We start from the raw sequence: 19,166 nt of genomic DNA, 5'->3' as shown, positions 1-19,166 counted from the left end.
ACCATTCCCTCCGGGTCTGATGTTATGCCTCAAACACAAAAATTCGGACAGGCTCCCCACCCGACGTTGATGAAACCCGACCCCCAAGGGGGATGCCGCCCACCCCCTGCGGGTAGAAACGCTCATCGACTTCGGCCTCGGCCAAGCCGACTTCGCCTCGACGCCACCCGACGTCGCCTCAAAATGAGTCGGCATGAGGGTGGCGGCGACCCCCTCGGGGGGGTGCGGACAGGGTCGATGGGGGTCAGCGGGAGCCGATGTCGATGAGCCATCACCCGACGTCGGCGCCCGCGAGGTCGGGCACGATTCAACGGAAGGCAACGCCCCTGAAGGCAGCCTCGCCTGCGCAGACCACTCGCCCGACGCGGATGGACGAACGCTAAAACTAGTGGACGGTGCACACCATGCACACACCGAGAAATACACATTTATTCTTTAAAAACATGAACATTAGCATCGCTACAGCCTGCAAAAACAGGCGTCAAAAACAGCCATTCCGGCCCATACATATCAACGGGTTGCAGCGCTATTCCGAACACTTTTGACAGTCTTCAGGGCCGGCCAAATAGACACTCACCACACTGAACTGTTGATTGTAGAATGTCGCCCGAAATGACATACGGGCGCACTTGTCGCGTCCAAACAACGGGGGAATCGGATGCACAACATCAACAGGAAGGCGCAAATCCTACGCGCCGTTGCCGCCGGCAAAACGCTCAAGAATGCCGGTGAAGAAGCAGGCATCAGCGCCGGCCAAACGGTCAACAACCTGCATCGGATCTGCAGGGCTCTCGGCCTTCCGTACGACCTCAAGGCCATCCGATCCAATCCAGAATACCTTTCCAGACTGGACAAACTCCTAAGCAACCCAGCCAGCGGCCTCCGCTCCCTACTCGTGGATCGGCTGGTACAGGCTCTTCTCCTGAGCACAAAAGCCGAGCTCACGCCCGAGTACGTCTCCAACCTGACAGCCAGTGACTTAATCCGGAGCGGAATTACTCTCGGCGCAATTGCCGAGATCCAGGAGTGGCTGCAGGGATATGACCGCTCATTGCGAAGGAAGGCACCTGAGAGCGACGAGGAGATCCGCGAGGTCCGCCGAGCAATTTCCCTCTTGAACGCCTTCTACTTCGACACTGACCGCCTCGAGGTGCAGTACGACAACCTGACGGGAAAGAACGATGAGGAGCTCTGCGAATTGCCCTGCGACGAAGAAGAAGGAGCCGAATAATGGGCCAAGCAAAACGCCGGGGCACGCAAGAACAGCGGACTCAGCAAGCCAGGGAAAAGATCGAGGCGCTACGGCCTGACTCGCTCATCTGCAACAACTGCCAGCACCCGATCACCGAGGTGCACGAAATGCCCACGCAAGGCATGGATGGAATTGAGGCCGCGTTCGCTGGGATTTGCCACGAATGCAAGTCCGACACGTACGCCATCAAGGGCGACCCTCGCGCAGTCGCCCTTTTTTACGCCTACCTGCAGGAGCAGAGCAGCGGCCGGGCCAAGATGGGCCTGCAGCCCATCCCGGCAAAACTGGCCGGCGACTAAGCCAACCGCTCACTGTCGATCAGCCTCCACCACCCGCTGGCAGGCCGCTAACTGCCGGGCGACGTCGTCGGCATCGCTGGCGAGCTCGAGAAGAAATCCAGCAGCCGCTGCCGAAAGCTCGCCGGGCGCTCGACCATCACGTCCGGCGGCGCCGGCGCCAGCCTGGGCGGCGGGATCTCCACAACCCGCAGCGGTACTGTCGGGGTCGCGCAGGCGCAAAGTGCCAGCGCGAAGAGCGGCGCGATCCGCCGCTCGAACCTGATTCGCTTCATTGATCCTCCGTTGGTAATCCGTTGAGACGTCTGCAAGGGCCTGGGCGTGGCGCTGCTCGGCGGTGCGGGCCTGCAGCTGCAGCACCTGCACGCGCTCGGCCAGGGCCTGAGCGGTGTCGAGTTCCCGCGCGAGGGCATCGGCGCCGGCATGCTGGGCGCCATCAAGCCACCCGATCACGCCCGATGCCGTACACAGCAGCACGATGGCCAGCGCCCGCCAGGGCCAGGGGATGACGGCCGTCAGCACGGTCAGGCCCCCATCACCGGCACGTACTTGGCCCGGCGCACCACCATCACATTGCGCACGTGGGTGCGGTTGATGTCGAAGGCGCTGAGGCCGTAGCCCTGCCACTTGGCACGGCTCTTGGTGGAGTGGTGTTCCACATGACCAAACCACTGGCTCGGGTCGCAGCCGGCCACCTGGGCGCACAGGCGCCGTTCGGCCATCACTCCGCCCTCGCCCCCGTTGTAGGCCGCATCGCACATAGCCAGGGCGTTGTAGTCGTCGCGCACCAGGCGCGAGAGGCGCGCGTAGCACGTTCGCACCTTCACCACCACGGCGCGCAGCTGCAAGCGCGGGTCGTAGCGGTTGGCCCACGTCCAGGCAGCGAGCGACGGATCAAGGCGTGACACCTCGGCCAGCGCGTCAAAGCGCAGCCGGCCATCCGCCGTGTAGGCCCGGGTGAACTGCCCCAGCCCGACGCCCTCCTCCCGGCTGGTCTTGAGGGTGGCCCGCTCGCGCCAGCCGCTCTCCTGCTCGACCAGCGCCCCCAGCATCGACGGCATGCCCATGCCCGGCCAGCGGGCCACGATCTCGGCCTGCAGGGTGGGCAGGTGCGTTACCGCGCCCGGCGGCATGGGCGCAGCAAAGGCCCGGGGCGCAACGGCCAGGAAGAGCAGCCCGGTGAGCAGGCACAGCCCCAGGTAGGCGATCCCGGCCGCGATGTTGCCGCGCTGGATCTGCTCGGCCAGATCCTTGCCACGCACCGCCTCGGCAAACGCCCGGCGCAGCGCATAGACCACCGGCGCCGCCACCAGCACCCCGACCAGCGTGCGCAGCTGCTCGGTCACCTGCAGGCCACCCGACGGGTCGCCCGCCAGATACCAGCCGCCCACCACCAGCACGGCCACCCACAACACCCAGAAACGAACCGACTTCACCATCACATCACCCCCATTTTCTTGAGAAGAATCGTTGCCAGCAGCCCGGCCCCAAAGCCCACGAGCCCGATCGTCCAGCCGGACGTGAGCTTCTGGACGGGCTGCGCCTGTTCGAGGTCGCGCAGCCGCGCCTCAAGGTTTTCCGGGAGGGTTTGCTCAAGGTCGCGCACCCGCTCGGAGAGTTTGGAAAGGGCCGAGAAGGCCCGGTCGAGTGCCGACGACACCGTCTGGTGGCGCTCCTCGAGGACGGCCAGGCGCACCACCGCGTCGGCCATCTTCGACATGGCGCTGCGGATCTCGCGCACGTCCTCCCTCACGCCTTCCAGCGCCTCCTGCACCTGCCCAATGTTTGGCTCTGCCACATCACCCCCTGAAAAAGAAAAAACCCGCCGGAGCGGGTTTCAAACACGGTGCAGACGTCTGCACGCCTATGCAGCCACCGCCACGCCGATCGCGTCGAGGTCAGCCTCGGCCTGGGCGGCGAGGATCTCGCCATAGCGCGCCCGGGCGCCGTTGATCTCGGCCTTGAGCGCCGCAAAGGTCTCCACCGCGGTCTGCGCCGGCGCCTGGCCGGTGAGCAGCGCATCGAGCAGTTCGCGCACCGGGCGCGCCTGGCGCGCCTCGGCGGTGGTGATCTCCTGCAGCACTGCATCGGCCATGGCCGTGCGGCGCGCCAGAAAGACCGCCGCCGGCGTCGGCACGCCCACCCACCGCCACACGGCGGGCTCCCAGATCCACGTCAGATCGTCGGTTTCCATCGGCGCCTCCGGAATGTGCTCCACCAACTGCCCGTGATCGACGCGGTAGCGCCGGACATCCAGCGACGGGCCGTCATACACCCAGGCAAAGAAGCCGGCCGGCGTCATCCGCTCGATGTACTCCGCCGTCGGCCCGCCGATGAACTGCCCGGTGAAGAAGCCGTCGGCCCCATAAATTGCGGCATTCACTTTTTGATCACCTCCATTCGGGTGTCGTGCTTGAGATAAAAGTAGGTGGCCCCTGAAAACTGCAGGATCACCCGTAAGTTGGCGCCGGGCGCCAGGATGATGGTTTTGGAAATCGAGTACGGGCGCGCGTCCGATGCCGTGTAGCTCGACACCTGAAAGTCCGAGATCAATTCCTGATCCGGCCCCCAGGGTAGGCCCAGCCCCGAGCCCGAGCGCGCGCCGGTATGGGCAATCACCCGACCATGGATGTCGGTCGCGCCATCCGGCCACAACATCCCGGACGAGGTGATGGTGATCGTTGCACCGTGCGCAAACTCGTCGAGAAGGTCGAACACCGCCACACCCTGCCATTGCCCACCCAGGATCGACCCGTAGTCGTTGTGCCAGTTCTGCAGCACCACAGTGGTCGCACGGTCAGCCAGGTGAGACGTACCGATCGCCAGCTCGTCGATGTAGGTCGCCGAGTTGCCCGGATCGATCTTGCCGCTGATGTTCTTGCCGAACTCGGCCCCCACCGTGGCGTTGTCCTCGGGCTTGCCGGCGCCGCTGACACCACCCCAGGTGGCCGTGTCGCCCAGCCCTGCCCCATCCACCAGCTGGTCGGTGTTGGTCACCGTCCGTGCGCCATCCGACCAGGGCGACAGTTCGGTCTGGCCCGGCAGGGCCTCGCCGAGGAAGCACTGATCGATGAACATGTACGGATCGGCGGCCCAGCAGTCTCTGAGCTGCGCGCAGAACACCGCCGACACGGCACCAGCGGGTGCCTCGGCGAACCCGCCGGTCTTCTTCCAATCCTCCAGTCGGGTTCCGCCCACCTTCTCCGACGCATTCATCCCCACCACGTCCTGACGGATGAGTGAGTCGGCGCCGTTCAGCCAGTTGATCGCCACGATGACGGTGCCACGATGGGCGCCGGTAAGGGCGTGCGCTTCCAGGCGCTGCCCCGGGCGCACCGGCAACTTCTGGGGCCAGGACAGCCATTCCGGATAGCGGTCCGCGTACGCACCGCGGATGTGCGCGTACCGGCTGGCGCCACTGGTCAAGTGCCATACGCCCGCCTGCTCCGCACCGAACTCCACATCCACCGGCGTCACGCCGGGAGACGCCCATGTGCCCGAATACCACCCGTCGTCGTTGCCATTCGCAAGTCGTCGCGACGAGTTGTAGAGCCGATTGACCCCGGCCACCGCGGCGGCCGGCGGCGCGCCCAACGTAACCGTGACGCGCAGCCCCGTGTCGCTGTGGATGCCGCTGCTGTCCCGCAGCCTGGCCTCGAAGGTCCAGGTGCCGGCGCCCGGCACGCTGGCCTCCGCCCGGCCCGCCGCGTAGATCGACGTGCCCAGCACGGTCATGGCCGCCCAGGGGGTGGCCGAGCTTGCCGCATAACGGACATCGATGTAGCCCACGTCCGGCGGCACCTCGGCAACCGTCCAGGTCACCACCCGCGTGCCATCGGGCAGCGCGCTGACCGCAAAGCCGGTGACCGCCGGCGGCGGCGCGTACCGGCCGGCGATCACGTGCGAGGCGCCCTTCACGGCCGAGGGCCGAACCTGCCCGGCACCGTCGTAGCCGACCACCACCACCGTCACGGTGCCGGCGTCCGGTACGTCGAGCCGTACAGACGAGTTGTCCACCAGCCCGAGGTCGATCCACGTCCCATCGTCGATCCGGTACTTCACACGCCGGGACGAGACGTAGCCGGTCTCGGACCACGACACGGTGAGCCTCACCGCGTAGCCGGCGCCGGCGGTCACCAGCTCCTCGGCAAACGACAGATCGGAGAGGGTCGGATCGGACGAGGTCCACTTGCGCACCGGCGCCGGGCTATAGGTGCCCGACTCGGCCGCGTAGTACTCGTCCGGGTCGTCCATGGCCGTGATGCGCACCTCGTGCATCGAGGTGGGGCGGATGTCGGTGATCTTGACCCGCTTGCCCGGAGTCGGCTGGTAGTCGGCCAGCCAGCGCCAGTCCACCGGGTTGTCACTGTCGGGCGCCACCGGCAGCGGATCAATCAGGGCGATCGAATCCACCTCCCCCGCCTGATACTGCACCCGGCAGGTGTGCATCGCGCCCGTGGGGTCGACCACCGTGACCCAGCTACCGGCGCCATCAAGCGTGATGGCCCGGTCCAGCTGGAGCACATGGGTCGTGCCGGCCACGAGGCGCCCGGAAGTGCCCCACTGGGTGAGGTCGTGGGACAGCGTCACCACGTCACCGCGGGTGACGACGAGCCCTTCCATGTCGGTCACCCACGACACCTGACGGACCCGGTAGATCTGGTGCGCCACCTGCAGACGACACTCGCGGATCGCCTGCTGGAAGCTGGTGCAGCCCCACAGCTCAATGGCGGCCGGCTTGGTGGGCGTGGTCACGCCCGGCGCCTTCACCCGCACGGTGTCGGTCTGGTAGTCGTTGGCCTCATCCACGTAGGTGAGCGTGATCTCGTCGGCCGCGGCCTCTGAGCCATAGACCACCTCGAAGCTGCCCCGCTTGATGTTCGAGGGGCCGAACACCGCCACGACCGGCTGGTCGGCCGCGTCCCACAGCACGCCAAGCCGCCCGGTGCTCCAGCTGGGCGAGCCCCGGCCACAACGGCAGATGGCCTGCAGGATGTCCCACACGCTCTTCGACGAGTCGATGTGCAGGTTGCAGCGCAGGCTGTTGGCCACGCACCAGGCACGCCACGCGGCGATGGCCGGCAGATCGAGCTCGACGTCGGCCATGCCGGCACCCCACACGAGCCGCCCTTCGGCCCGGTAGCCCCGGGCAAAGAGCAGGAACAGATCCGCCGGGTTCGACGAATACACCCCCGGCGCCACCGGCTGGGAGACGATGCCCGAGATCGTGGAGAGCGTGCCGTTCAACTGGCCCGACGCCCGCACCTTGACGGCCAGGAAGCACTGGCCGGTGAAATCCCCCTCCTGCGACTGATAGCTGCGCACGGACGTCAATGTGATGTCGGCGACGGCATTGCTGTCGGTTTCGTCGGGCGTCACCCGGAAGCAGCGCACTTCGTACTGGCCCCGGCCCACCTCCGTGTAGAAGGTCTGCCGCATGGGCGTGGCCTGCGACAGCCTGACCGTCATCTGGGCCGAGGGCTGGAGCTCCCAGTCCGGCGGGGCCGGGTCGGAGACGGGCCTCTCGGAGTACGGACGCCAGCGCCAGCCGTCCACCCCGTCGGTATGGGCGCCCGCCCAGCGGCTGACGTCGAACTCGGTCTGAATCCACACCAACCCGCTGGGGTTGCCTTCCCAGTCGACGGCCTGCCCCCAGTCGCCCCTGGACCAGTAGTGCGAATAGAAGGACGGCACCGGCATCTGTCCGAGGGGAAACCAGCGGTCACCGCCCACTGCCCGGTATTCGAGCTGAAAGACGGCCGTGTTCTGCTGCAGCCCCTTGCTGCCGGCGCGGTAGGCGACGAACTGCATGTCCACCTCGATCCGCGTGGTATCAATGCTGGTGGTGCGGATGATCGGGCCGCCGGCCACGGTGACAGACCCACCGGCCACCGAGTCCACGTTGTAGGGCATGAGCGCCGGCATGGCGTCGGTGGCGTATTCGAGGGTGACGTCCTGGTAGTCGGACAGCGGCGTGTTGCCGATGCGCAGATCCTCGACGCGCAGCGACCCGTGGGCACCGTGCATGCCCACATGAAAGACTTGATAGATGTATTGGTCCTCGCCCTTGTTCACCGCGTACGGGCGGCTGGCCAGATCGAAGAACACCCGATGCCGGCCCAGGGTAAGCCCGAGGGGCTCATACGGCCGGGCCTGGTTGCTGCCACCGGCGAGGCTGTAGGTGGAGGATTCCTTGACCGTCGACATGGCCCGGCCGAGGTCCACCTTGGGCCGCGGCGTGAGCGCCGAAATCGCCATCGAGCCGAGCACGGTCACGGCCGCCGTGCCCAGCATGGCCGGGGTGAGTGCCATACCGGCCATGTAGGTGGTGGCGGCGATGCTGCTGCCGGTGAGGCCGGTCGCCAGCGCCATGCCCAGGTAAGGCGCCGCCACCATCAGGGCGATCATGGCGACAATGGCCACCACCTGGGAACCGTCGTCGCCAGCCACGGCCGCCCGCACCGAGATGAGCGTACCAGGCTTGGGCTTCACCCGGCCCAGCCACTCCCGCGGGATGACGGTGCGATCCACGGCCACGATGACCGGGCCGGACAGATCCACCCCGAGGCGGGTCAAGTAGTCCTGCAGCGACTCGGCGCCCGTCGGCGGATCGAACGCCACCACTCGGCCCTCGCCCGCGATCAGCGGGTGCGGCGACCAGACGAGCGCGGCTTGCCGATGTGCAGACGCCTGCACGCCCGGCGGTTGAGTCATGTCCATGCGTAATACCCTTCAATCTGTAAACCGAATCGGCCCATGTCCCGGACCCGCATCGCCGTGGCCCGACCCGCCGAGCGGGTGGTGTGCAGAATCCAGCCCTCCCCCGCCCGCTCGAAATACGTGCCCACGTGCCAGGGCCGGGCGAGGCTGCCCCGGCGCATCAGCACGATCGCCCCTTCCACCGGCGCATCGAGGCGCTGCGCGTGATCGGCCTTGATCACGGCGACCATGGCAGCCCCCTCGGACGGGCCGTCCGGACGCTCGGCCGGGATCACCACCGCGCGGCCGAACACCTCGCGCTGCACGTCGGCGGCGAGCGCGGCGCAGTCGTAGGCGCCGGGCACGTAGGCGCGCCCCAAATAGGCCTCGCTCCAGTGCGCCATCAGAAGATCCCCGGCATGGTCTGGGGGTCGGCCCGCATCTGCACAGCGGGGACGTCGAGCAGCCGCGGAAAGCCCAGCTCGCCCGACACCTCGGTGGCCGTAGCCCTCAGGTTGTTGAGGTACATGCTGATCTCCCACTCGATGTTGTTGGGATGCGAGCGCAGCACCTGCATGAGCCGCACCCGGGCGTTGCGACCGCCGGCCGACTGCTCGACCCACTGCATCAGCTCCCGGCCGACGTTGTCCACGGCCAGCTCGGCCCGCGGCTGCTGGCCCTGCACCTCGTCCGGTAGCCGCACTCGAAAGCCCATCGCCACGAAAACCTGCCCATTGCTGAGCAAATCCTGCGTGTCACCCACCACCCGCACAGGATCGGGCAGGTCGGGGTGGGTGATTTCCAGCAGCACCAACGGCGGATCGCCGCTGGAGGTGGCGTGCAACTGCCGACGAGCCCTCATCGAATAACTGCGTGCCATTACTGCCAGGTCTCCAGGGTCAAGGTCATACGCCAACCCCCGTCGCGCGCCAGCGGCCGGACGGGCGAGGCATCGCCCAGCTCGCCCTTCGCGATGCGGGCGCGCCGCGTGGTGCCGGTAACGGGGTCGGCCCAGTCAAACCACTGGGACCCCTGCTTGATGTCGTTGCGAAACCAGTCGATGAAGGCGCGGTAATCCGCCCGAGAGCGAAAGCCCACCTCCACCGGCCGGCGGACCATCACCCGGGAGCGCACCACCACGACCTTGGGCGGGCCGCTTTCCATCTCGGTGCCCATCACGCCGGATTCGCGCTGCTCGGCAAACGGCCGGAACTTCAGCCGTGCATACGTCGGCCAGGTGGCCATGTCACCCTCCCAGGGCCTGACGGATCGGCCCGTTGTTGTTGAGATCCCGCAGAACCACCTGCACCACCAGCCCCTCCGCGTCGAAACGTGGCGTGGCGCTGACGGCCTGGCTGGCCTGACTGGTCTGGTTGATGAGTTCCACCCGCACCGCCTGCAGGCCAGCGCTGGTGCCACCCTGCTGGGCGATCACGCCGAGGTCGCCCGACGACGTGCGGCGCAGGGGCAGAATTGCCTCCGGCCCGGCCTCGCCCATCACCCCCGTACCCCCGGCAAAGCTGAAGGCCGTGGCACCAGACACCACGCCGCCGGTAGCGAAGGCCATCAGCCCTGCAGACCCGAAAGCATTACCGTGGGCCGATGGCACAAAGAGGTTGCCCAGCGCGGCTCCCGCCTGCTTCCCCAGCTGCGCCATCACCGACTTGAGCGGCGACATCAGCCCGTCCGCCACCGCCCGGAAGAGCGTGGTCTTGATCGTGCTGCCGATGGCGTCGGCAAACACCTTGGCAAAGGGCTTGCCGTCCTGGAACCCCTGATAAATGGAGTCCGTCATGCTGCGGGCAATGTCATCGCCCGCACGCTTCCAGGCCTCAGCAGATTCCCTTGCAGCAGCATCCGCAGCCTCTTTCGCCTCTTTGCGCCGCGAAGTTTCGGCAATCTGCCGACGCAGCTTTACTTCCTGCTCAAGCAGCGAAACCTGATCGTCAGACACGCCGTTGGCACGAGCAATAGCTGCCGCCTCCTCGATCCGCGCGGCAACGGTGGTGTTGATCTGGGATTCCGTCATCCCGTAGAAATCGGTCTCCTTTTCCAGATCGGCGAGCTTCTCGCGGAGCGGCGAGAGCGTGCGGTCGTAGGCCTCGCGCAGGGTTTCGTCGGCCTTGGCGGCCATCTCGGCGGCTTGCGCGGCATCGAACTGGGCGAGGGCCGTTTGCCGCCAGGTCTCGGGCATGTCCGCCCAGCCGGGCGAGGTCATCAGCTTGTAGAGCGTGGTCTGGGCCTCGCCCAGCCCCATGGCCTTGATCTGGGCGGCCTCCATCTGGTCGCCCAGCGCCTTCATGGCGTCACCCCAGGCCTTGGCGGAGTCGGCGCGGGGGTCTTCAAAGGTGTCCTTGGCGGTGCTGGACTTGCCCTTCCCCTTGTCGCTGTCGTCCTTCAGCCGAAAACCCGAGACGTCCCTCTTGCCGCTGGCGATGTCGCCCACGCCCAGCTGAGCGGCAAGCCCGTCGTTGGCGGCCTTCGCGCGGGACTGATAGAAGGCCAGCAGCTTCTGCTGTTTGGCGAGCTTGGCCTCGATGTCGTTCTGCACGCCGGCCTGCTTGTCCCAGTCCGAGAGGTCCTTGAGCTCGTTGTTGAGCCCCTCGATCGCCTTCTTGGCGCCGGAGACCTTCTCGTCCCAGGTCTCGGTGCGGTTCCACGTGCCCTGCATCTGGCCGAGGGTGGCCATGAAGCCCAGGCCTGCAGCCCGGGCATCGTTGAACTCGTCGATCATCCGGTTGATGGCCGGGATCACGCTGTTGCCCACGGCGACCTTGAAGTCCTGAAACGAGCCGTTGAGGCGCTTCATCGACTTGTCGAACTCGTCGGCGGCGTCGATCTGGGTCTGGGTGATCCTGGTGTAGCGATTGCCCACCTCGGCCACGTCGTTGAGGACGGGGATCAGCTTCGCGCCCTCCTTGCCAAAGAGCGCGGTGGCGAGAGCAGCCTTGCCACCGCCGTCCTCCACCTCCTGCATGGCCTCGGCGATGGCGATGAAGGCTTGGTCGGGCGCCATGGCCTTGACCTCCGAGGCCTTCAGCCCGAGCTCGCTCAGCGCCCGGCCAGCATCCGAACCGGACGTGTCGGCGTCGTTGAGCGACTTCACCAGCTTGCCGATCGGCCCCTCCAGATCGGCAAGCTGAGTGCCGGAAAGCTGGGCGCCGGCGCGGATGCGCGACAGGCCGTCGGCGGTGGCGCCGAACGAATCCTGCAGATCCTTGAAGGTGCCGGCCACCTCGGTGGCCTCCTTCACCCAGCTGGCGATGGCGCCCACCGACAGTGCCGCTGCGAGCGAGGCGGCAATGTTGCTGCCCATGCTCGACACCTGGGCGTTGATGCCCGCCATCCCCTTGCCGGCGGTAGCGCGGGCCTGTGCCCAGGCCTGGGCGGTGCCGTCCTTGCCCAGGATGTTGTAGACGATGTCCTTGATGGTCATCGGGTCAGCCTCCGTTCATCACGCGCCGGCCGGCACGCTCAAGGGTTTGCAGGGCGCCGAGCAGATCGGCGTCCGCGTTGATGCCGAGGCGGGCCTCGACGATGGGAATGGATGGGTAATGCAGCCCGAGGAAGCGGAGCCCGCCGACAGGGGTGGCCACCGCCTGCCATTGGGTCTGGAGGGCATCGAAGAGCCGGAGCGCGCTCCAGTTCTCGGGGAACACGACGATGCTGTCCTCCTCGTCGTAATCCCCCTCCTCGAAGCCCGCCTCGGCGAGGGCGCGACTGTCGGGCTGCGGGCGGCACAGCGCCTCCGCAGCCTCGGTCAGTTTTTTTCGCGATGCTCGCCACAGCCGGACACGTAGCGCGCGAGGAAGGTCTGCACCGCGCCGTCGTAGTCGTCCAGCACCTCGGCGAAGGCCGCCGCGGACACCGGGATCGGCACATCGTCGCCGTCGACCAGATCCCAGCCCCGCACGACGCTGCACAGCCGGACGGAATCCGGATCGGAGACCGGCCGCGAGACCCACTCGTGCAAGGCCTGCGGCCCCTTGTACTCGACCACGAACACCACATCGAGGGTGTCGCCACCCTCGCGCTTGAAGGTCACCGGCAGCTCGAACGGCGGCGACTCGCGTTTTACGAAACGGGCGCCCATGAGATCAGTACCGCGAGACGCCGGCGGACAGGATGGCCATGTCCACCTGCAGGAGCATGGTCTTGTTCTGCTCCACCGAGGGGCTGTCGCCCACGGAGAGCACGCCCGAATAGAAGATCGAGCGGCCGTTCTTCAGGCTGAGCCGGAAGGCGGTCTCGACCTCCTCATCGGAGAGGCGCTTGAGCACCGGATACCAGGCGGCGTCGGGATCGTCCTTGATCTGGAAGCCGAGCTTCTTGGCACTGCGGATGGTGCGTTCCTGCTCCTCGACCTCGGAGTCGAGCCACTGGTTGGTTTCGTACTGCTGCTCGCCGCCCTCGACCTTGAAGTTGGTGACCTTGGGCAGGGTCGTGAAGCCGGTGATCTCGGTGAAGATGCCGACACCACCGCCGGGCACGAAGAGATTCTCGTTGTCGGTGTCGATACCGGTGAGGGTCACATGGGCACCGGACACCGACTGGACCTTGGCCACCTTGCCGAGCAGTCGGCCCCAGTTGACCTTGAGGATGCCCAGCTTGCCGGCGGTGAGGCCGTGGTCGGCGGGAAGATCGGCGACGGCCGGGCTGGCGTTGCTGATGGCACTGATCGCCAGCGCAGCACCGAACGCGGAGCCGACCGAAAGGGTTGCACCGTTGGGAATCATGTACAGCTCTCCTAAGTGGATTGAGGGTCTGCGGATGCGGGCAGGTAGCGCACCGCGTAGGCGAGACGAATCTCGCCGGCCGGCTTCTCGAGGTCGGCCGAGGCGCCGATCCGCATGCCGGAGTAGGAAACGGACTCGACGAGCCCTTCGAGGGCCGCTGAGCCAGAGGCCTTCATGGCCTGTTCGACTTCCAGCGCGATCTGGTCGAGCACATCGTCGAGCTCGTCGGAGTGCTTGGCGCGGCCGATGACCAGCAAGGTCAGGTCGCGATCGTCGGTTTCGTCCTGCAGGTCGAAGCCGCTGGCGTCCTCGGCATTGGTCTCGATGATCAGCGCCGGCAGCCTGGCGTCCGGCAGCGGCCCGGGCCGCGAGGTAAAGACGTTGGCGCCGGTGGTGGGCAGGTCCAGCAGGGCCGCTTTCACGGCCTGCCGGATCTGGGTTCGGAGGTGGGCCATGGTTCAGGCCTCCCGGAGCCGGAGCGCGACGACGCCGTCACCGTCGGTGGTGATGACGCCCACGACGAAGGCCTTGCCGCGAAACACGAGGGGCGACTCCTCCGTCAGCCCTTCGGGCAGTTCGTCCTCCAGCACCTCCAGGGACGGGGCATAGCCCTGCATGCCCAGCGCGTCGTCCGCCTTGTGGCTGTAGATCGCCTGCACCGGATCGGCGCCGGCGATCGAGACCGGCTCGCCGAACTCATCCAGCAGCACACGGAAGGCCTCGACGGCATCGTCGCGCCAGGTCATTGAGGCTCCCCTTCGCCCTCCTCCTCGTCGTCCGGGTCCGGCACCGCATTGGCGCCCGCGGGGACGGCCGGCGCTGCGGCCTCCTCGCCGTCGGCGCGCACGGCCAGGCCGCGCGCCACGGCGTCGTCGCCGATCTTCTTGGAGACGTTCATCAGCTTGCCCGGCGGGTGGCGCTTGCCGTCCTGATCTTCCAGGGTGAGATTGGGAATGATCTTCATGGTCTTGATCCTCGAAATGACGCCACCCCGGTGGACCGGGGTGGCAAGGGGTTACAGCACGGTGGCGCGCAGGGTGCCGTTGGGACGGGACGGATAGGCCAGCGGCGCGGACTGGGTGAGCAGGTAGCGCACGCTCGGGTCCTTCTCGACCCAGGACTTCGGGAAGTACGGCAGGGCCTGGTAGCCGGCCTCTTCGTCCTTGATGGCGCCGTAGGCGCGCACGCCCTCGATCTGCGGACCGGTGAGGATCACCGTGCCGGCGGGGATCATCGGCTTCTCTTCGCCGGTGGCCGGGTCGAGATACCAGTCGGCATAGACGATGATGGTGAAGCCATCGATGGTGCCCATCACGCGCCCACCGGGGGTGGTGACGGCCGAGAGGTCGAGGGCGGCGCGGTGCTCGTTGAGGGTGTTCCAGCGGTCCGCCACATAGGGGTTGTCGCGGAAGACCTTCCAGACGTCGGCGGTCATGGTGACCTCGGTGGCCGACACGCCGGACTTCTGCAGCATGAGCAGCGCCCAGTCCTGCAGGTCGTTGAGCGGATTGACGTCGGGGTCGGACCACTTGGCGCCGGCGAGCTTGGCGATGGTGAGGCCCGGGTCGCGCCCGAAATCCACCACCACGGTCTGGTAGCCGTCGCCGGACAGGGTGATGGTGCCGGAGTACAGCGCCGAGGCGGCCATCCACTCCATGCGGCGGGTGATCATCGAGATCTGGTCGGAGAGCTCGGTGCGCAGATTGATCTGGATGCGCTCCATGGGCGAGATCGCCCCGCCGATCTGCTCGCCGATGGCGCGCTTGAGCGGGCGGCTCGGGTCGAAGACGCGCTTGTCCTTCACGTAGGCCGGACGCACGTTGTTGGTCTTGTAGCCCTTGGAGGTGACGATCTTGCCCTGCACCAGCGGCGAGACCAGCGGCGCCAGCCGGCGGGCGCCGCCTTCGACGTCGAAGTAGATCTCCTCGGTTTCGCTGCGCTGCTCGATGCGGAAGTAGCGGTCGAGCAGCCAGGACTGGGCGGCAGGCAGGTAGGCAACCACCTGCGCCAGGACGGCGGTGTCAAAGATGTTCATGGTGAGTTAAACCCCTGCTTGGACGGTGACGGTCTGGATGCCGACGGCGCGCAGCGCGTCGGAGACGGTGGAGAGGGTGTGGCCGGTGCCGAGGATCAGCGCCGCGCCGTTGAACACGCCGCCGAAGTAGGCGACGGTGGCCTTGTCGCCAGCCGAGGCGTCGGTGTCCTCGGCGAGCACGACGGACGGGACTTGCGAGCCGTCAGCCGCGGCGGCCAGCGACTTCACGTACTTGCCCGAGGCGGTGATGCGGCCGAGCACGGTGCCACGCTCCAGGCTCTGGCCGGACGCGAGGGTGATGCCCTTGCCGAGCAGGTCGTCCGCATCGTCGGCGATCAGGCGGTCGGGCACGTAGGTGCCCTCGGCGGCAAAGCGCGCCGTGGTCTTGAGATCCATGTGGATGGCTCCTGTAGGTGCCGGCGTGGCCGGCGGGTGACGGGGGTCGGGTGCTGCGGTGGAGGCTTAAGCGCGCTTGGCGGGCTTGCCAGCGTTGATGATCTGCAGGGCCAGCGCGCTGGCTTCCGCCTGGGGCGACTTGTCCTTGTCGTCGCCGCCATCCGGACCGACGTCCGGGTTCTTCACGCCGGCCATCGCCGCCGCGAGCGGGTTGGCCGAGGCGGCCGCCGCTTCCGCCGGCGAGGCGGCGAGCAGCTTCTGGACGGTGGCGGCGTCCAGATCGGATTCGAGGGCGAAGGTCTGGGCGAGCTTGGCGCGGCCCTGGGCCTCGGTGGCATTGAGGATGGCGCCGATGCGCGTGCGCTCGGCCAGCGCGCCGGCCTTGAGGCCTTCGGCGTGGGCGGTGGACTTGACCGCGGCAAGCTGCTCGGCGGTGAGGTTGTCGGTCTTGGTCGGGTCGGACATGTGAGGCTCCTTGCTGTTGGCAGGGTTGGTGGCGGAAGCCGCGGGGTTAAAGGCGTTGCTCGGTGCGGAGCCCGAGACGCCCCGCGCGGTGATGCTGGTTTCGAGGTGGGCGATGGCTTCGGCCAGCGACCCGATGTTGTTGGCGAGCCCCTGCTCGATGGCCGACGGCCCGGAGAACACCCGGGCCTCGGTGGCCAGTGCGCTGCCGGGCTCGATGCCCCGGGCGCCATCCACGTGATCGGCGAACATCAGGCGCAGGCGGTCCGCCTCGGCCTGGAACCAGGCGAGGGCCTCGCCATCGAGGGGCTCGTGGGGATTGCCGGCGGCCTTGTGGGCGCCGGAGCGGATCAGGGTGTAGACGTAGCCCTGGGCGGTGTTGCGGGCGCTCTGCTCCCGGTGCATGAAGATCGAGCCGATGCTGCCGGCGAGGCCCGTGGAGGGCATCCAGATCTCGTCCGCCGTGGAGGCCAGCAGGTAGCCGGCCGACAGGGCCTGCTCGTCGATGTAGGCCAGGGTGGGCTTGCCACCCCGCTCCGCCATCAGCTTGGCGGACAGGGCGAAGAGCCCCGCCACCTCGCCGCCCGGGGTGTCGTACCACTCGAGGATGCCGCGCACGTCCGGGTCGGCGTAGGCCTGAGAGAACAGGCTGTCGAGGCTGCCGTAGCTGGTGAGGCCCGACATCGCATCAAGCCCGCTGGCGCGCTGCACGAGGGAGCCCATCACCGGAATCACCGCGATGCCGCTGTCGGTCATCTGGTAGGGCTTGTCGGCGTAGCGACGCTGGGGGCCGATGGCGCTCGCCAGGGTCATGCGGGTCTGCCGCTCGGCAAACTCGGCGATCAGCTTCTCGTCGGGCATCGGCGCATGGCCGGATTCCCAGGCGCGAAACACGCCCTCGATCACCGTAAACTTGCTCTCGGCGATCATCAGCGGCGTGTTGTAGAGCTTGGCCGCAAGATGCGGGTACATGTGCATGGGGCGCTCCAAAAGCAAAACCCCGCCGGAGCGGGGTTTCGGGTTGTGTGCAGACGTCTGCACGGTCAGGCAGGGTCGTCGCCTTCGTTCTCGGGGCCGTCCTCGGGGGGCGCCGGGTTGTCGTCCTCGCCCTCCTCCTCGTCGTCCTCGGCAGGCGGCGGCGTGGTCTTGGCCGGCAGCAGACCCAGTCGGCGCCGGAGTTCGTTCTCCCGGGCCTGCTGGTGGAGCACCTCTTCCCAGTCGAGGCCCTGCTCCGCGCATTCGGCCTCCAGCGTGGAGAACCCGCCGTCGATCCGCATCGTGGCGGCCTGGGCTTCCTTGACCGGGTCCACCCAGCCGCGGCCGGCACCGATCCAGCGGGCGCTGCACCAGGCGGCGCGGTTCTCGTAGAAGTCCGGCGCCTCGACGAGGCCGAGGCTGACGGCTTCCTCGAGCCACAGCTCGTAGATCGGCTGCGCCCAGTAGTCCGACACCCAGGCCCGCCTGCTGCGGAAGTACCGCCAGGCCTCCAACAGGGCTGCCCGGGCGCTGCTGTAGTTGGTCTTGCTGAAGTCCTTCAGCAGCAGCTCGTACGGCAGGTTGAGGCCGGTGGCCAGGTGGCGGTGGGTGGCCTCCATGAAGGCGGCAAAGCCCGTCGCCGGTCGGGCCGGGTTGAAGGCACTGAGCTTCTCGCCCGGGTAGAGCGGGACGATCGCCCCGCTCTTGAGCTTGGCCCGGTTCTGCGGCATGGCCCGGGTGTCCATGTACGCCTTGGCCGTGGCGGCATCGCCGCCGAGCATCTCGAGCAGGTCGGAGAACTCCATCGGGCTCTCGACGAAGGCCGCGATCATGGCGTTGGTGACGGCCGCGTCGAGCTCGGCGCTGGCGTAGCGGTCCAGTTGCTTGAACTGCTGCATCACCGCCGAAAAGATCGGCTTGGCCCGGGTGGCCCCGGCCCGATCCACGTCGCCCGCGTAGATCACGCGCTTGCGGCCCCAGTCCGTGGTGGCCGGGATACCCTCCCACTCGCCGGCCATCCCCACGCCGGCGAAGCAGTCGCCCGGATGGGTCTTGCGAATCCAGTATTTCAGCGCCCGCCCGTACTGGTCGATGTCCATCCCGCCGCGGCGGTACTGGCTGTCCATCGCGTTGTTGGGGTTGGAGAGCCGGTCCGACTCCATCAGCGCGATCCGCGTGGCGAATCGATCCATCGGCTCGGGTTGCCAGATCGGCAGCGCCAGCAGGTCGCCATTGAGCAGCGCGCTCTTGTAGGCCAGCGTGGTGAGCCCGGCGAAGTTGTGCCGGCGGGCCGCGTCGCAGGTGGTGCTGCGCGAGTAGCTACGCCACAGCCCTTCGGTCTTGCGCGCCCAGGCATTGGCCCATTCGCTGTCTCGGCCCAGGGCGGCCCAGTCGGGCGTGGCCTGCAGGCGCAGGCCCGTGCCGATCACGTTGTCGGCGTGGGTCTGCACCGCGCCGGAGGCGATCCCGTTGTTGCGCGACAGATCCCGCGAGCGGGACACCAGCATCGGCAGCTCGGTGAGCAGGTCGGCGTCTGGCGAGCCGGACCACGGGCGCCAGCTGGCCAGCTGCTGGCTGGTCAGCGAGGCGCCCTCGTGGGCAAGCGCGGCCGCACGCGGGCGCCCCCCGCCGCGATTGCGCCGGGGCGTGACATTGAGCAGGGACATGGTTGAACCCGTCAGAAGAAGTTGTGGATGACTCGCCGGCCTCCACCCTGCCCGCTCGCCCGGATGATCTGGGCCTTGAGGTCGGTGATGTACGACTTGAGGTTGGCGATGTCGCTGGCCGAGTTGGCGTAGCCGATCGAGGTGCCGTTACGCGACACCGACACCTTGCGCTTGCCGATCTGCAGGTCGTGCAGCGCGGCTTCGGCTTCGGTGAGGCGCGTTTGAAGCGTCTGAATATCCGTCACACCCAGGCCCCTCCGTTCCAGACCTTGATCGTCACCGGAACCCACCCGCCGCCGACGTAGGCCTTCGGCTCTGCGGCGACATTTACCGAGCCGGTCCAGACCTTCACCGCGGCCCCGCCGAGGTTGAGGGTCACCGTCTGCGGGGCACCGACGGCGGCACCGTCGACGTAGAGCTGATACTGGAACGAGGTGCTGGCGCCGGTGTACTCCAGGGCGCCATCCTCATGGACGAACAGCGTGCCGGAGGACGGCGCCGAGGTGATCAGCGCCCGCACCTCCTTGCCGGCATCGGCGGGCAGCACCAGATCGTTGTAGAGGATCGAGGCGCCGGCATCGCCCGTGCCCGGGACGGCGCTGCCCAGCACGCCGAGGCCCGACACCCCGACCACCAGGGCGCCGACGA

The 19,166-nt window shown here is 67.6% G+C and carries 23 protein-coding genes; 2 read left to right on the top strand and 21 right to left on the bottom strand.

Annotated features, from left to right (window positions below; translation table 11 throughout):
- Window positions 1-658: 658 nt before the first annotated feature.
- Both Q0672_RS09845 and Q0672_RS09840 read left to right on the top strand, forming a co-directional pair.
- Window positions 659-1,231 (top strand): hypothetical protein, encoded by a 573-nt coding sequence (locus tag Q0672_RS09845; RefSeq protein ID WP_298621815.1) that lies wholly within the window; start codon window positions 659-661, stop codon window positions 1,229-1,231.
- On the top strand, window positions 1,231-1,551 hold the full coding sequence (locus Q0672_RS09840) for a hypothetical protein (RefSeq protein WP_298621813.1): 321 nt from the start codon (window positions 1,231-1,233) through the stop codon (window positions 1,549-1,551). The genes Q0672_RS09845 and Q0672_RS09840 overlap by 1 nt, the downstream gene beginning before the upstream one ends.
- 9 nt (window positions 1,552-1,560) lie before the next feature.
- Here the strand turns inward: Q0672_RS09840 and Q0672_RS09835 are convergent, their stop codons facing one another.
- The 21 genes from Q0672_RS09835 to Q0672_RS09735 form a co-directional block, all read right to left on the bottom strand.
- On the bottom strand, window positions 1,561-2,070 hold the full coding sequence (locus Q0672_RS09835; RefSeq protein WP_298621811.1) for a lysis system i-spanin subunit Rz: 510 nt from the start codon (window positions 2,068-2,070) through the stop codon (window positions 1,561-1,563).
- A gap of 2 nt (window positions 2,071-2,072) precedes the next feature.
- Entirely contained in the window at window positions 2,073-2,987 is a 915-nt protein-coding gene (locus Q0672_RS09830; RefSeq protein ID WP_298621810.1) for a hypothetical protein, read from the bottom strand.
- Window positions 2,987-3,346 carry a hypothetical protein gene (locus Q0672_RS09825; protein ID WP_298621808.1) on the bottom strand — a complete coding sequence of 120 codons (360 nt, stop codon included), beginning with the start codon at window positions 3,344-3,346 and terminating at the stop codon, window positions 2,987-2,989. Before Q0672_RS09825 ends, Q0672_RS09830 begins: the two co-directional genes overlap by 1 nt.
- Window positions 3,347-3,412: 66 nt before the next feature.
- On the bottom strand, window positions 3,413-3,931 hold the full coding sequence (locus Q0672_RS09820; RefSeq protein ID WP_298621806.1) for a hypothetical protein: 519 nt from the start codon (window positions 3,929-3,931) through the stop codon (window positions 3,413-3,415).
- Window positions 3,928-8,268: a host specificity factor TipJ family phage tail protein gene (locus tag Q0672_RS09815; RefSeq protein ID WP_298621804.1), complete on the bottom strand. Its 4,341-nt coding sequence runs from the start codon at window positions 8,266-8,268 to the stop codon at window positions 3,928-3,930. The genes Q0672_RS09820 and Q0672_RS09815 overlap by 4 nt, the downstream gene beginning before the upstream one ends.
- Window positions 8,259-8,651 (bottom strand): hypothetical protein, encoded by a 393-nt coding sequence (locus tag Q0672_RS09810; RefSeq protein WP_298621803.1) that lies wholly within the window; start codon window positions 8,649-8,651, stop codon window positions 8,259-8,261. The genes Q0672_RS09815 and Q0672_RS09810 overlap by 10 nt, the downstream gene beginning before the upstream one ends.
- Window positions 8,651-9,109: a DUF1833 family protein gene (locus Q0672_RS09805; RefSeq protein ID WP_298621802.1), complete on the bottom strand. Its 459-nt coding sequence runs from the start codon at window positions 9,107-9,109 to the stop codon at window positions 8,651-8,653. The genes Q0672_RS09810 and Q0672_RS09805 overlap by 1 nt, the downstream gene beginning before the upstream one ends.
- A gap of 17 nt (window positions 9,110-9,126) precedes the next feature.
- Window positions 9,127-9,492, bottom strand: coding sequence for a hypothetical protein (locus Q0672_RS09800; protein WP_298621801.1), 366 nt, complete (start codon window positions 9,490-9,492; stop codon window positions 9,127-9,129).
- Between the two features lies 1 nt (window position 9,493).
- Window positions 9,494-11,683 (bottom strand): hypothetical protein, encoded by a 2,190-nt coding sequence (locus tag Q0672_RS09795; RefSeq protein ID WP_298621800.1) that lies wholly within the window; start codon window positions 11,681-11,683, stop codon window positions 9,494-9,496.
- 4 nt (window positions 11,684-11,687) lie between these two features.
- The gene (locus Q0672_RS09790) at window positions 11,688-11,990 is read right to left on the bottom strand and encodes a DUF1799 domain-containing protein (protein WP_298621817.1); all 303 of its coding nucleotides are present in this window, start codon (window positions 11,988-11,990) and stop codon (window positions 11,688-11,690) included.
- Window positions 11,991-12,007: 17 nt separating this feature from the next.
- A complete protein-coding gene (locus tag Q0672_RS09785) occupies window positions 12,008-12,340 on the bottom strand; it encodes a phage tail assembly chaperone (protein WP_298621799.1) in 333 nt (110 codons plus the stop codon).
- Between the two features lie 4 nt (window positions 12,341-12,344).
- On the bottom strand, window positions 12,345-12,983 hold the full coding sequence (locus tag Q0672_RS09780; RefSeq protein ID WP_298621798.1) for a phage tail tube protein: 639 nt from the start codon (window positions 12,981-12,983) through the stop codon (window positions 12,345-12,347).
- Window positions 12,984-12,994: 11 nt separating this feature from the next.
- On the bottom strand, window positions 12,995-13,438 hold the full coding sequence (locus Q0672_RS09775) for a hypothetical protein (RefSeq protein ID WP_298621797.1): 444 nt from the start codon (window positions 13,436-13,438) through the stop codon (window positions 12,995-12,997).
- A gap of 3 nt (window positions 13,439-13,441) precedes the next feature.
- On the bottom strand, window positions 13,442-13,729 hold the full coding sequence (locus Q0672_RS09770; RefSeq protein ID WP_298621796.1) for a hypothetical protein: 288 nt from the start codon (window positions 13,727-13,729) through the stop codon (window positions 13,442-13,444).
- Complete coding sequence (locus Q0672_RS09765) at window positions 13,726-13,947, bottom strand: hypothetical protein (RefSeq protein ID WP_298621795.1); 222 nt, start codon at window positions 13,945-13,947, stop codon at window positions 13,726-13,728. The genes Q0672_RS09770 and Q0672_RS09765 overlap by 4 nt, the downstream gene beginning before the upstream one ends.
- A gap of 51 nt (window positions 13,948-13,998) precedes the next feature.
- The gene (locus tag Q0672_RS09760) at window positions 13,999-15,018 is read right to left on the bottom strand and encodes a major capsid protein (protein ID WP_298621794.1); all 1,020 of its coding nucleotides are present in this window, start codon (window positions 15,016-15,018) and stop codon (window positions 13,999-14,001) included.
- Between the two features lie 6 nt (window positions 15,019-15,024).
- A complete protein-coding gene (locus Q0672_RS09755; RefSeq protein ID WP_298621793.1) occupies window positions 15,025-15,414 on the bottom strand; it encodes a head decoration protein in 390 nt (129 codons plus the stop codon).
- Window positions 15,415-15,480: 66 nt separating this feature from the next.
- Window positions 15,481-16,854 carry a S49 family peptidase gene (locus tag Q0672_RS09750; RefSeq protein ID WP_298621792.1) on the bottom strand — a complete coding sequence of 458 codons (1,374 nt, stop codon included), beginning with the start codon at window positions 16,852-16,854 and terminating at the stop codon, window positions 15,481-15,483.
- 65 nt (window positions 16,855-16,919) lie between these two features.
- Window positions 16,920-18,518 (bottom strand): phage portal protein, encoded by a 1,599-nt coding sequence (locus Q0672_RS09745; RefSeq protein WP_298621791.1) that lies wholly within the window; start codon window positions 18,516-18,518, stop codon window positions 16,920-16,922.
- Window positions 18,519-18,529: 11 nt separating this feature from the next.
- A complete protein-coding gene (gene gpW / locus Q0672_RS09740) occupies window positions 18,530-18,763 on the bottom strand; it encodes a gpW family head-tail joining protein (RefSeq protein WP_298621790.1) in 234 nt (77 codons plus the stop codon).
- A partial coding sequence (locus Q0672_RS09735; RefSeq protein WP_298621789.1) for a hypothetical protein occupies window positions 18,760-19,166 on the bottom strand: 407 nt, incomplete at its 5' end. The genes Q0672_RS09735 and gpW, both read right to left, overlap by 4 nt.

It is taken from the genome of uncultured Zoogloea sp., from assembly GCF_937894855.1.
GTDB classification, from domain to species: Bacteria; Pseudomonadota; Gammaproteobacteria; order Burkholderiales; family Rhodocyclaceae; genus Zoogloea; species Zoogloea oryzae.
The sequence above is the reverse complement of the archived record's forward strand: the minus strand, read 5'-3'. Positions and strand labels throughout refer to the sequence as shown.